Here is a 12,612-nt window from a genome sequence, read left to right as displayed (position 1 = left end):
AGCGCGCTTGCGGGCAGCGGGTCAGCGATCCGTCACGCAGCCGTCATCTCGTCCTAATCAACCTTTCTCCTGATACCACTAAGCTCCCGCGCGTTTCGTGACCCTCAATCCATGACAACGCGACGGAGCACGACATGCGCAAACTGCCACTGTGGTTGGCTGGCCTGGCACTCGCAGCGGGGCTCACTGCTTGTAGCGGTGACGGCGACAATGACGATGAATCGGCCGAGGAGCGCTACACGCTGCAGCTCCTGCACGTGGCGGATATGGACGGCGCCCCCGAAGCGCTGGATAACGTCGAGAATTTCTCGGCACTGCTCGCGCAATTCCGTTCGCAGATGCCGGAGAACACGCTGTTCGTGAGCTCGGGGGACAACTACATCCCCGGCCCACGCTACTTCGCCGCTGCCGACGGAGCTGTCACGGACGTGCTCGGTGTACCTGGCAACGGCCGAGGTGATATCGCATTGCTGAACGGCATGGGACTCGATGCCGCGGCCGTGGGCAATCATGACCTCGACGAAGGAACCACGGCATTCGCCGGTATCGTCACCGCCGAAGGCGGGTATCCCGGCGCGCGGTTTCCCTACCTGTCCGCCAATCTCGATTTCTCCGGCGACGAGGCGCTCGCACCGCTGGTGCAGGCCGACGGCAAGCCCGCGGAGAATGGAGTGAACGCACTTGCCGGTAGCGCGGTGGTGGACCTCGGTGGTGAGACCATCGGCATCGTGGGTGCGTCGACCCCGCAGTTGGCGAGCATCACGAATACCGGAGATATCGGCGTGCAGCCGGACTCCGGCGCGGTGCAGGATTTGGCCGCGGTCATCCAGCAGTCGGTGGATGAGCTGACTGCCAAGGGGATCGACAAGGTCGTGCTGCTGGCGCATATGCAACAGATCTCGGTGGAGAAAGCCCTCGCGCCTTTGCTGGAGGACGTGGATATCATCGTCGCCGGCGGCTCGAACACACTGCTCGCCGACGGTAACGACGTCCTGCGTGCGGGTGATACGGCGGTGGACAGTTACCCGCTGGTGTTCAGCTCCGCGACCCGGGAGCCGGTGCTGGTGGTCAACGTCGACGGTGACTATCGTTATCTGGGCCGGCTCGTCGTCGACTTCGACGCCGACGGTGTCATCGACACCGACAGCCTGGAATCCGCCGACAACGGTGCTTGGGCGTCCACGGACGCTGTTGTCGCGGATGTCGGCGGGGCGCCGATCGCCCGCGTCTCCGAGATCGCCGAGGCTCTGCGAGAGGTTCTCGTCGCCCGCGATGGCAATATCATGGGACGCACCGGCGTGTATCTCGACGGGCGCCGCAGCGAGATGCGCACCGAGGAGACCAATCTGGGCAACCTCACCGCCGACGCCAACCTCTGGTATGCGAACCAAGCGGAAGCGGGCGTGAACATTTCGCTGAAGAACGGTGGCGGTATCCGTGCGGATATCGGCGAGGTGGTCGTGCCGCCCGGCAGCAACGATCCCGACGACACCCGGTTCCTGCCGCCGCAGGCGAACCCGTCGGCGGGCAAGTCCGAGGGGGATATCTCCCAGTTCGACATCGAGGGCAGCCTGCGCTTCAATAACAGCCTCACACTGATCACCGTCACCGCCGCCGAGCTGCGGGACATTCTCGAGCACGCGGTGGCGGCCACGGCTGACGGTGCAACGCCGGGGCAGTTCCCCCAGGTCGCGGGGATGCGCTTTACCTTCGATCCCCATGGCACTCCGCGCAACAGCAGCGACGGCGATACCACCCGTTCGACCTCGACGAGCGGCAGCCGCGTCCGAGAGCTTGTGATCCTCGATAGCAACGGCACGCCCGCGGACCCGAGCGACGATATGGTCGCCGATACCGTGGTGAGCGGCGGAGTGCTCCAGGGCGATCCGACGCGCCGCTTCCGGATGGTCACGCTGCAGTTCCTGGCGGGTTGCGTGCCGAGTGCCACGGTCACCGAGCCCAGTGACAGCTGCGGCGACGGCTACCCGTTCAAGGGGCTTACGGCACCGGATCGTACGGACTTGAATGCAGCCGACGATGTGGCCCCGGCGTACGACCCGATGCAGGCGGATTTCGCGCCGACAGGCACGGAACAGGATGCGCTTGCCGAGTATCTGCGTGGTTTCTTCTCCCCGGCTGATGGCGGGACCGGTTTCGGCCGAGCCGAACAGGCGCCTGGTGACGATGAGCGTATCGCGAACGTGGCGCCGGTCGGGCTCGACTGAGCGCCGACGGGGACCGGGATTCGGGTAGGGGATGGCGTCCGGCGGGCGCCATCCCGCGCTTTGTCCGCGGTCCGGGGTGCGCCGAAGATGGCCCGTCAGGTCGGCTGACAGGTGCGTCAGGCGCGGCAATACTTACTAATCTTCTCAGAGGGATTGTCATGCGTCAGCCGGTCTATGCGCCGACGGGGAAAGGCGCGAGGCGCGCGGTGTAGCTGGGCTACATAAGCGGCGAGCGGCGCACAGACCGGCCCGAAGGGAGCGTCAGGGCGGCTCGGCGCGGCGTTGCGCCCCAGCCACGCCGGCGCGAGCGCGCCTTGCCCCGAGCCGCTCTGGCGCTCTGACGCATGACAATGCCTCCGAGAAGATTAGTATGATTCAGGCGCTTTCCTATGGTGGACAGGTCGCCATGAACGAATTCCCCGACGTGCCCCGGGCTTCAGTGCCCAATGCCATTGAAGCGGGTTGGGATTCTCTCGCCCGCGGCCAGTGGCAAGCGGCACGAGAACACTTCGAGACGGCGTTGACCGGCGAGCCGAGTGCCGAGCGCCAGGAGGGTTTGAGCTGGGCGGCCTGGTGGCTGGATGACGCCGATACGGTCTTCGAAGCACGCGCAAACGCGTACCGCCTGTACCGATGCCACGGGGCCGACGTGGACGCCGCGCGTATGGCGATCTGGCTCGCTGTGGATAGTCTCGACTTTCGGGGTGCCCCCGCGGTGGCCAATGGATGGTTGGCCAAGGCGCGGCGCCTTCTGGAGACGACCGAGACGCGCGCGGAGCACGGTTGGCTCGCCTTCATGGAAGGCTATATCGCTTACGGCGATGGCGATACCGACACGGTGGTCGAGCGTGCCGACACGGCAGTGACCCTCGGCAGGCGTCTCGATGTGCCGGATCTCCAGATGCTGGGACTCGCGTTGGCGGGTTCGGCGTTGGTTGCCTGTGCCCGCGTGCAAGAGGGGATGCGTCTACTGGACGAGGCGACCGCCACCGCCGTCGAGGAAACTGCCGAAATCCCCATCGCCAATGCATGGGCGTGCTGCTTTCTGGTGTCGGCCTGTACCGCCGTGCAGGACTATGCCCGCGCGTTCCAATGGTGCGATCGCATCGCCCGTTCGCCGATCGCTTTGGCAGTCGCTACATGCTCGCTTTCTGCCGCAGCGAGTACGCGACCATCAGCCTCTGGCGTGGTGACTGGCGGGAGGCGGGAATGCTGCTCGAGGCAGCCGTGGAAGATTTTCGCCTCTCGAGGCCGGCCATGTCGGGAGGTACGCTTGCGTTGCTGGCCGAGCTGCGCCGGCGGCAGGGGTGTGTCGACGAAGCGGAGGCTTTACTGCAACGCGCGGGCAGCGACTCGGCAGCGCAGCTCGTTCGCGCCCGTCTCGCCCTCGATAGCAGCGATGCGCTCCGGGCCGCGGAGCTCGCTGAACGTTGCCTGCGCAACCTGCCCGCGCATCGGCGGTTGCAGCGAACGCCGGCATTGCAGGTTCTGGCGCGTGCGCGTATTCGCCAGGGCGCACACGAGGCGGCAGGTGAGGCGGTCACTGCGCTCGCGGAGGTGACGCGTATCGTCGACACGACGCCGTTGCGCGCCGCGCTCACGCTCCTCGAGGGCATGCGGCTTGCCGCAATGGGCGTTTTCGACCAGGCGAGGCCGCCGCTCGAGGATGCGGTCGACGGTTTCGAGCGCAGTGGTGCCCCGTACGAGAGCGCGGAAGCGCGTCTGGAGCTTGCTGAAGTACTCTCGGCGCTCGGGCGTCGTGCTGCGGCGGAAGTCGAGATCCGGGCAGCGTTGGGAAGACTGAAGCCCCTTGGCGCGGTGGTCGCCGAACGGCGGGCCCGGGCCATGCTCGTTACCAGTGACGTCAGTCATGGCAAGCATGGAAGACACGCGCTGACCCCCAGGGAGACCGAGGTGTTGCGCCTTCTCGCCGAGGGACTGACCAACCGCGCGATCGCGGAGCGGCTCGAGGTGAGCACGCATACCGTGCATCGTCACGTGACCAATATCCTGCGCAAACTCGACCTTTCTTCTCGTTCGGCGGCGGCAGCCTATGCCGTGCGGCAGGGCCTATAGCCCATTGTGATCATCGCCTTGTGGTTATCCGTATGGTCCGTCGTGGCGAAGCGGCGCAGCTTCTGGCGGGCTAGTTTGGGGGCATGCGCCTTCCGACGACGGCGAAAGAAGGGCTGATTCGGGCTGCGGCGATCGCCGTCATTCGTGACGTCGCGACCCGGCGATCATCGCGGAGGACTGCCATGGTCACACCCACACAATCGAATGCCGCATTGAATACGAGCCCGATCAAACGCGCTCACCGCGGGATGTGGGCGGCAGGTGACTACCATCGCTTTGCTACCGGTACGGTTTGGGAGCTGGGCGAGGTATTGACCGCCGCCTGCCGCATAGGCCCGGGCCAGCGTGTGCTGGACGTTGCCGCCGGAACCGGCAACACGGCCATACGCGCAGCCGAGGCGGGAGCGGACGTGGTCGCATCGGATCTCACGCCGGAGAACTTCGATGCCGGCCGACGCGAGGCACGTGCCCGTGGCGTGAGCCTCGAATGGGTCGAGGCCGACGCCGAGGCATTGCCATTCGCTGACGGGGAGTTCGACGTCGTGACCTCTTCGGTAGGTGCGATGTTCGCGCCCCATCACCGGGCGGTCGCCGATGAGATGCTGCGGGTGTGCCGCTCCGGTGGAACCATCGGAATGATAAACTTTACCCCCGAGGGATTGGCAGGCGAGTTCTTTCCGGTTTTCGCGCCATACCTGCCGGTACCGCCGGCGGACGGTGAGCCTCCGCTGCTATGGGGGAGTGAGGCCCATGTGCGCGAGCTATTCGGCGACCGGGTTCGCCGTGTGACGATGGTGCGGCGGGAGTACTCCGAGTACGCCGCCAGTCCCCAGGCATACTGTGCCTTCTTCAAGGAGACGTTCGGGCCTGTCGCCTCGGTGTACAGCCAGCTTGCCGGGCGGCCGGACGAAGTCGACGCGCTCGATCGCGCGTTCGTCGACTTCGCGGTCCGAGAGAATCGCGGCGAGCCAGGTGGGCCGGCCAGATACATCTACGAGTATCTGCTGGTTACCGCGAGCAAAGATCAGCAAGCGCTTCCCTAGGTGGCGTGACGCCGCTGCTTGTTACAGCGTGGCGATGAGTGCCTTTCCCAAGTTGAGGGCACTACACTTTGAAGGTACCGGCCCGGCTCATCGCTGGCGAGGGAGCGCCGACGGACCGCGTTGTCATCGAGAACAGCGGATCGGGAGGCATCCCATGGGTTTCGCACTGTCGGACATCGAGCTCACCAGCACGGCGTTCAGGCCCCACGGCGGCATTCCCAGACGATTCTCCGGGGAGGGCGACAATATCTCGCCGCCTATGGAGTGGCGTAATCCGCCAGGGGGGACGCGCGGCTATGCGGTGATCTGCCACGATCCGGATGCACCGTTGGTGTCCCCCAACGGTACCTATGGCTTCGTGCACTGGGTCCTGTACAACTTGCCGGCGTCCGTGACGAGCCTGCCCGAGGGTACCGACGAGTTCACCACCGGCTGGAACGATACCGGCAATCTCGGGTACTCGGGGCCGATGCCACCCACTGGTCACGGCTTGCATCAGTACTATTTCTGGATACTCGCGCTGGACGTGGAGACGAACCTGGCGTCGGGCCTTACGCTTTGGCAATTGCTCGAGCGGATCGAGGCCAACGTCATCGGTATGAACCGGCTCGTCGGGGCCTACGAGCGCTCTTGATCTTTTGGCGTGCCGCGGGGGCGGTGTCGCACGGGATAACGCCGCCCCCCGCGGTACCGGGGTTATTATTCCGCAGCCGCAGCGTCCGGCTGGCTATGTGAGCCACGGGGGCGTCGGCAGTCCTTTTTCCTGCAGGAACCGGGGGTTGAAGAGCTTGGCAGCGTAGCGAACCCCGGAATCGCACAGTGCCGTGACGATCACGTGACCGGGACCCAGCTGCTCGCCTAGGCGAATCGCTCCGGCCAGGTTTACGCCGCTGGAGCCCCCCACACAGAGCCCTTCGTACTGAAGCAGCTCGAAGACCAGCGGTACCGACTCGCTGTCGGGAATGGAGTAGGCCTCGTCGATGGGGGAACCCTCGAGGTTCCTCGTCACCCGGCTGTTGCCGATGCCCTCGGTGATCGAGGTGCCTTCGCTCTTGCACTCGCCGTGCTTGACGTAGTGATACAGGGCCGATCCCTCGGGATCGGCGAGGGCGGTGACGACATCGGGCCGGCGGGCCTTCAGCGTCTGCGCCACGCCGGCGAGGGTGCCGCCAGTGCCCACGGAGCAGACGAAGCCGTCGACCCAGCCGTCGGTCTGCTCCCAGATCTCTGCGCCGGTGGTTTCCGCGTGAATGTCGCGGTTGGCGGTGTTGTCGAATTGGTTCGCCCATATGGCGCCGTCGGGCTCGCTGGCGGCGACTTCGTCGGCCAGACGCTCGGAGACGTGCACGTAGTTTCCGGGGTCGCTGTACGGCACGGCGGGCACGGTCCGGACCTCCGCGCCGCAGAGCCGGAGCATGTCGATTTTCTCCTGGCTCTGTGTTTCCGGGATGACGATGACGGTGCGGTAGCCGCGAGCGTTCCCGACCAGGGCCAGGCCGATGCCGGTATTGCCGGCAGTGCCTTCGACGACCACGCCGCCGGGGCGAAGTACGCCGCGGGCCTCGGCGTCCCGGATGATGCCGAGCGCGGCGCGATCCTTCACCGACCCGCCCGGGTTGAGAAATTCCGCCTTTGCGAGGATCTCGCAGCCGGTACGGTCAGAGGCGCATCCGAGGCGAATCAGGGGCGTGTCGCCAATCGTGCCGACGAAGCCTTCACGGATATCCATCGCTGCCTCCGGAGTACTCGGGCCCTCGCGCCGCGCGGATGCGAACCGGCGGCAATCAGCCCCCTGCCGCTGGTGCAGGCCCGCTGGCCCCGGCGAACTCGGCGAAGCCGCGTACGAACGTGCGTAGCTGCTCGCGAACGTCGTCGTCCACCAGGCGGCCGTCGTCGTCGAAAACGTCCCCCGCCCGTGATACCTGCAGACGGCCGCCGAACCACGGACGCATGCGCAGCGTGCGCAGCACCGGCAGCCAGGCGGTCTGGGCGAGGATGGTGCCGGCGCGGCCGGGCGTGGCGCCCAGAACTGCCACGGGGCGGTTGCCGAAGACCGCCGGGATGTCCGCAGGCGGGCGGGACAGCCAGTCGATGGCGTTCTTGAGCACACCGGGCATGGCGTTGTTGTATTCAGGCGTGGCGAGCAGCAGGCCATCGGCGTTGCGGATCCGTTCCTTGAGCTCGGCAACCGGTCCGGGGATGCCGTGTTCGGCTTCCAGGTCCCCGTCGTAGAGTGGAATCGCCGCGATCGAGGCGATGTCCAGCTCGGTGCCATCGGGAACGAGCTCGGCGGCGGCGCGCAGGAGCGCGGCGTTGAACGAGTGCCGGCGTAGACTGCCGGGCAGGGCCACGATTCGGGTCATGTCGTCGTCTCCCTGGCGCTAATGCGGGTATGCGATTGCGGGCCCGTCGCTTCCCTGCAGGATAGACCCGTTGTGCGGTGGTTAGTCGCCGGCCAGGTCGAGAAACGGTTTCGTGGAGAGATAGATCACCAGCGCGGCGACCGCGATGTAGACCAGCGTCTCCACTGGCCGGCGGCGTACCCGGTGCCACAGCGTCTCCGCTTCGCCGCGGGCGCGTTCGGCGTCGTGGGCGGCGCGCATGCGTTGGTGGCGTTCATGTTCGTAGCGTGTGAGCAGTGTCCGGGCCTGGGGATACTGTTCCTCGTCCTTCAGCCAGATCGCGCCCATGGAGATACCCCAGCGGTTGGGCGCGGTCTCGTAGTAGTCGATGTGGTGCTCGTCGAGGAGCTCACGAATCTCCTCGAGCTCGTCGTCGGGCACGTGGCGGAGATTGAGCAGCAGGCGGGCCATGGGGTGTCTACGCTTGCCTCGCGTCTTTGGGCGTTGATGCCCCAAGGATACGCGAGTCGTGATGATTGGGGAGCCCGGAACAGACGTTTGTTCCAGGACACCAGCTGCAGCCGGTGAATCCGGCGGACACGGAAAGTCGGGGCTTTGTAAGGCGGCGGTCATGTGCAACGGTTATTGATGATGCGCGACACTGCCTGAATCTGACATTAGAATTGCATCAACAGGCTCCGGAGTTGCCCAAGGAGGTCGCCATGTGGGCGGAAATGTTCAAGCGTTGGGTGGATATGCTGTTCTGGTGGTTGCCGCGGGAGGACACCCCGAGGTCGGAGTCGCAGTCGGCCCGCCCCGCGAGCGCACCGCCACGGCCGCCGACGGAGGCGGATGCCCAGCGCCTGGATCCCGAGCGTGTGGTGCGCAGGGACGATCTCACCGTGATCAAGGGCATCGGTGAGACCATGCAGGAGCGGCTTCAGAACCTGGGGGTCCACTCATTCGAGGATCTGGCCACGGCCGATCCGGACCGCCTTACCCATGAGCTCAAGGCTCGGCAGATCGTGATTTCCCGGGAGCGCGTGGACGGCTGGATCGAGGCGGCCCGGGAGCGGTGCTGAGCACTCACTCGGTGTTCAGCGCGTGCATGCGCGCGGTGCCCTCGCCGCCATCGGCTGCCGCGGGGGTGTCGCCGACGGCATGCAAGCCCAGCAGTCGATCCACGCCGAGGCGGTGAACGTGATGGATGCGGCGCTCGTGAAGCGCTGCAATCGCTACCCATTCGGGTTGGTGACCGTCTTCCTCGGGTGTGCCGAGTTGCGGGCGCTGCGATAGGTGTACCAGGCGGAAGCGCTGGTCGTAGAGCCAGTAGGCGTCGCGACTGCTCGCGTAGTAGCGCGATGCGAACCGGGTTTCCCCGGCGGCCACGAGCCAGTCCCGGGGCAGGTGTACGCCGGCTTCCTCGCGCAGCTCCCGTCGCAGCGCTTCTTCCACGCTCTCGCCGGCTTCGATGCCGCCGCCCGGCAGCTCCAGCCAGGTGCCCCCGGGCGGTCGCGTGAGCAGTAGATTCCCATGGCAGGTGAGCACCACGTGGATACCCGAGCGTGATTGCGGTGGCCGGTGGGCGGGGCGTTCGCGGATACGGCCATGGTGGTCGACGAAAAGCAGCGGGGGTTCCGGCATGGGCGCTCCGGCTGATTCTGGAATACCGGGCCGATTGTAGGTCAGGTTGGTGTCGCTGTCGCGTGAGACCTGCACGGTATCGGACCGGCTTTGTCAGGTTCGCTATGGAGGGCGGAATGTCGGAAGTCATCGTCGACGCCACGTTCGTGGGGCGTTTGTTGCGCCTGGCGCTGCCGGTCTGCGTTCAGATGGTGCTGTTCAATCTCCTCGGGCTGGTCGATGTGCTGATGCTCGGCCATATCGGGGCGCTGCAGGTGGCGGCGGCGGGGCTGGGCACGCGGGTGATGTTCATCACCGTGATCGTGCTGGTGAGTGTCGCCACGGGGGCGACGATTCTGGGCGCCCAGTATGTCGGTGCCAGCAACGACACCGGCCTGCGCCGCGCGTTCGCGCTGGCCATTACGGTGGGCACCGCCGTCATGGCGCCGGTGGCACTGGCTTTCCTGCTCTGGCCGGCGGCATTGCCGTCGCTTGCCTCCAGCGATCCCGAGCTGCTCCGCCACGCTGGGGACTATCTGCGTATCGTCGGGCCGACGGTGTTGCTCTCGGCGATCGTCATTCCGTTCGAATCGGCACTGCGGGCCATTCACGCCACCTCCGCACCGACCTGGATCAGCGCCGGCGCCATCGGCGTCAATGTGTTCTTCAACTGGTTGTTGATCTTCGGCCATTGGGGCCTGCCGGCGCTCGGCATCGTGGGGGCGGCGTGGGCGACGGTGATCGGCCGCTTCGTCCACCTGGCCCTGTGCCTGTGGGTGATCTACCGGCTTTACCCGCGGCTGGCGCTCCGGCGTGCCGATTACGCCGTGTTGGGGGAGCACGACTCGTGGCGGCGGTTCACGGCGCTCACATGGCCGCTGGCGATCAACGAGGCGCTGTGGGTCTTCGGTATCTACGCCTATAACGTGGTCTACGGACGCATGGGCACCACCGAGCTGGCGGTCGTCAACATGCTCGCGCCATTGGAAGGCGTATTGCTGGCGCTGTTCGTTGGCGTGGCGATTGCGAGCTCCATTCTGGTGGGCAACGAGTTGGGGGCCGAACGCTTCGACACCGCGGACGCCATCGCGCGCTGGCTGCTACGGGCGATGCCCGGCGCGGCGATCGTCATCGGCGCGGCGATGGCCTTGTCTCACGACGCGCTGGCCTGGTTCTATCCTGGCGTGCCTGCTCCCGTGCTGGAGCAGGGCGAGTGGGTGCTGATCGTTCTGGGGCTGATCCTCTGGAGCAAAGTGCTCAACATGGCGCTGATCATGGGCATTCTTCGCGCGGGCGGTGACAACCGCTTCGTGCTCATCGCCGAGTGCTCGGCCATGTGGGGGGTGGGCATTCCGCTCGCCGCGGCCATGGGGCTGTGGTGGCAATGGCCGTTGCCGGTGGTTTTCCTGGCCTCGTTCGTGGAGGAGGCGGTGAAGGCGGCCGTGGGGCTGCGCCGTTATCGCAGTGGAGCCTGGCGGCGCAATCTCGTCGCCGGTGGCGAGGATGCGGGGCATGCCGTGCAGGTGACCGGCACCGCGGCGTCGTGACCGGGTCCTGTTACAGGTCTTCGAGCGCCGGCGGGAGTGGCGTGAGCGGGCGTTCCCGTGCGCCGTCCGTCGCTTCGTCGATGGCGGCAATGCGTTCCTGTGTGGCGGGATGGCTTGCGAAGAACGACTGCCATTCGGTCTCGTCACGCCGCTCGGCCATGTGCTTGAAGAATTCGTTGGCACCACGGGCATGGCCATAGTGTCGGTGGAGCGTGGCGAGCGCGGCGCGGTCGGCGGCGCGCTCCATGTCGCGATTGAAGCTCAGGCCCGTGACATGCCCGGCCCGCCCGGTTATGCCGGCAATGTCGGCATTGCCTCCACCGACCACCGTTGTCCACACGAGCTGGAACACCGCGGTGCGGGTGAGGGTGGCGATGGGATGGCGCTTCGCCACGTGGGCGATCTCGTGGGCCACGACCATCGATAGCGCGTTCTCCGATGACACCTGCCGGACCAGTTCCGAGGTGACCACGATGTGGCCGCCGAAGGTGGCGAAGGCGTTGGCCATGGGGCTTTCGATCAGGTGAAAGCGTGGACGGATCTCTTCGGGTAGCTCCGCATCCGCAGCCAGGCGATTGCCGAGGCGGCGCAATGCCGTCTCGGCCTCGCTGTCGGCGGCGCTGTCGCTCGCGAAGGCCCGTGTCGCCCGTTCTTCCCACGAGAACGGGATATAGGGTGCGAGCCAGCCGGCGAGCAATGCCAGCAGTCCCGCGAGGAGGGCAGCGCCCACGGCGATGCCGAGGGCCAGCACCGCGAACTCGCCGAGCGCGCTGCGCCGTGGGTTGTTGATGCCCTCGGAGGGCTGCGGGTTATGGCTTGGCCATTGCGTCATCGCGGTGGCATGAGGGCGGTGCCGTAGGCGAGTACTTCCACCGCGCCGAGGCCGCGCTTGGCATTGCCCGACAGCCGGCTCGTCTCGAACTTCATGTTCACCACGGCAACGGCGCCCCGTGCCGCCGCTTCCGTCTGCATGCGCAGAATCGCTTCACGCCGGCCGCGGTCGAGCAGGGATTCGTACATGCCGAGACGCCCGCCGATGAGCTGTTTCAGCCCCGCTGCGACGACCTTGAAGTAGTCGGTGGAGACGACCACGTTGCCTTTGACCAGCTCGCTGTCGTGGTTGATGTACGCTGGCGGCAGGTTCATGCCCGTCAGCACGAGCAGGTGGCCGTAGTCGCGCTCGCGACGACGGATGGAGCGGTAGTGACGGCGTTCGGCGAGTGTGCCGAATCCGAAGCCGATCGCCAGCAGCGTGACGAATATGATCAGGTCGATCATGGCCGCCGTCAGCGCTCTTCGACGACCACGGCACTGCCGTAGGCGAGGATCTCGGAAGCGCCGGCAGTAATCGCCGACGTCGCGAAGCGCACGTTGATCACGGCGTTGGCGCCCAGCTCCTCGGCCTGTTCCTTGAGGCGCTCGAGCGCGCTCTCCCGTGCATCCTGAAGCAGGTCGGTATAACCCTTGAGCTCGCCGCCGACCAGATTCTTGAACCCGGCCATGATGTCCCGGCCCGCGTGCTTGGCCCGCACGGTGCTGCCCTGCACGAGGCCGAGGTGGCGCACCACCCGCTTGCCCGGCACGAGCTCCATATTGCTGATGAGCATCCCTGTCACCCCCAGGTTGTGGTTATTTAGCGCAAAAAGCGTAACTGTCGACGTCACGAAATGCCAGTGCTCCACGTTCAGCGTTTCCCGCAGTCCGTCGCCGGGGCGACGATTCAACCAAGGCACGTTCCGTGGATGTCGTGTCGGTC

General features: G+C 66.3%; 13 protein-coding genes. 6 read left to right on the top strand and 7 right to left on the bottom strand.

The window, feature by feature from the left end:
- Positions 1-134: 134 nt before the first annotated feature.
- The 4 genes from ACPEES_RS16060 (at position 135) to ACPEES_RS16045 (ending at position 5,978) form a co-directional block, all read left to right on the top strand.
- Positions 135-2,225, top strand: a complete 2,091-nt coding sequence (locus ACPEES_RS16060) for a bifunctional metallophosphatase/5'-nucleotidase (RefSeq protein WP_435104565.1) — start codon at positions 135-137, stop codon at positions 2,223-2,225.
- A 1,092-nt stretch (positions 2,226-3,317) separates the two neighbouring features.
- A complete protein-coding gene (locus ACPEES_RS16055; RefSeq protein ID WP_435104564.1) occupies positions 3,318-4,301 on the top strand; it encodes a LuxR C-terminal-related transcriptional regulator in 984 nt (327 codons plus the stop codon).
- Positions 4,302-4,483: 182 nt separating this feature from the next.
- Positions 4,484-5,344 carry a class I SAM-dependent methyltransferase gene (locus ACPEES_RS16050; RefSeq protein WP_435104562.1) on the top strand — a complete coding sequence of 287 codons (861 nt, stop codon included), beginning with the start codon at positions 4,484-4,486 and terminating at the stop codon, positions 5,342-5,344.
- Between the two features lie 154 nt (positions 5,345-5,498).
- Entirely contained in the window at positions 5,499-5,978 is a 480-nt protein-coding gene (locus tag ACPEES_RS16045) for a YbhB/YbcL family Raf kinase inhibitor-like protein (protein WP_435104560.1), read from the top strand.
- A 93-nt stretch (positions 5,979-6,071) separates the two neighbouring features.
- Here the strand turns inward: ACPEES_RS16045 and ACPEES_RS16040 are convergent, their stop codons facing one another.
- The 3 genes from ACPEES_RS16040 to ACPEES_RS16030 all read right to left on the bottom strand — a co-directional run bounded on the left by ACPEES_RS16040 (position 6,072) and on the right by ACPEES_RS16030 (position 8,157).
- Positions 6,072-7,073: a cysteine synthase A gene (locus ACPEES_RS16040; protein ID WP_435104558.1), complete on the bottom strand. Its 1,002-nt coding sequence runs from the start codon at positions 7,071-7,073 to the stop codon at positions 6,072-6,074.
- Between the two features lie 55 nt (positions 7,074-7,128).
- On the bottom strand, positions 7,129-7,707 hold the full coding sequence (locus tag ACPEES_RS16035; RefSeq protein ID WP_435104557.1) for an NADPH-dependent FMN reductase: 579 nt from the start codon (positions 7,705-7,707) through the stop codon (positions 7,129-7,131).
- A gap of 81 nt (positions 7,708-7,788) precedes the next feature.
- A complete protein-coding gene (locus ACPEES_RS16030; protein ID WP_435104556.1) occupies positions 7,789-8,157 on the bottom strand; it encodes a DUF6164 family protein in 369 nt (122 codons plus the stop codon).
- Between the two features lie 251 nt (positions 8,158-8,408).
- Between ACPEES_RS16030 and ACPEES_RS16025 the strand changes: the two genes are divergently transcribed.
- On the top strand, positions 8,409-8,768 hold the full coding sequence (locus ACPEES_RS16025; protein WP_435104555.1) for a DUF4332 domain-containing protein: 360 nt from the start codon (positions 8,409-8,411) through the stop codon (positions 8,766-8,768).
- Between the two features lie 4 nt (positions 8,769-8,772).
- Here the strand turns inward: ACPEES_RS16025 and ACPEES_RS16020 are convergent, their stop codons facing one another.
- Positions 8,773-9,330, bottom strand: a complete 558-nt coding sequence (locus tag ACPEES_RS16020; RefSeq protein ID WP_435104554.1) for an NUDIX domain-containing protein — start codon at positions 9,328-9,330, stop codon at positions 8,773-8,775.
- A gap of 116 nt (positions 9,331-9,446) precedes the next feature.
- Here ACPEES_RS16020 and ACPEES_RS16015 point away from each other — a divergent pair, with 116 nt between their 5' ends.
- Positions 9,447-10,856, top strand: a complete 1,410-nt coding sequence (locus tag ACPEES_RS16015; protein ID WP_435104553.1) for an MATE family efflux transporter — start codon at positions 9,447-9,449, stop codon at positions 10,854-10,856.
- Positions 10,857-10,866: 10 nt separating this feature from the next.
- On the opposite strand, the gene ACPEES_RS16010 is transcribed toward ACPEES_RS16015, so the two are convergent.
- Genes ACPEES_RS16010 through ACPEES_RS16000 form a run of 3 tightly spaced genes read right to left on the bottom strand, consistent with a single transcriptional unit; the run spans position 10,867 to position 12,580 of the window.
- A complete protein-coding gene (locus tag ACPEES_RS16010; protein WP_435104552.1) occupies positions 10,867-11,688 on the bottom strand; it encodes a M48 family metallopeptidase in 822 nt (273 codons plus the stop codon).
- Complete coding sequence (locus ACPEES_RS16005) at positions 11,685-12,134, bottom strand: YbjQ family protein (RefSeq protein WP_435104551.1); 450 nt, start codon at positions 12,132-12,134, stop codon at positions 11,685-11,687. The genes ACPEES_RS16010 and ACPEES_RS16005 overlap by 4 nt, the downstream gene beginning before the upstream one ends.
- Positions 12,135-12,142: 8 nt before the next feature.
- Positions 12,143-12,580: a YbjQ family protein gene (locus tag ACPEES_RS16000; protein ID WP_435104550.1), complete on the bottom strand. Its 438-nt coding sequence runs from the start codon at positions 12,578-12,580 to the stop codon at positions 12,143-12,145.
- Between the last annotated feature and the right edge of the window lie 32 nt (positions 12,581-12,612).

Source organism: Arhodomonas sp. AD133 (assembly GCF_051195215.1).
Lineage (GTDB): Bacteria > Pseudomonadota > Gammaproteobacteria > Nitrococcales > Nitrococcaceae > Arhodomonas.
The sequence above is the reverse complement of the archived record's forward strand: the minus strand, read 5'-3'. Positions and strand labels throughout refer to the sequence as shown.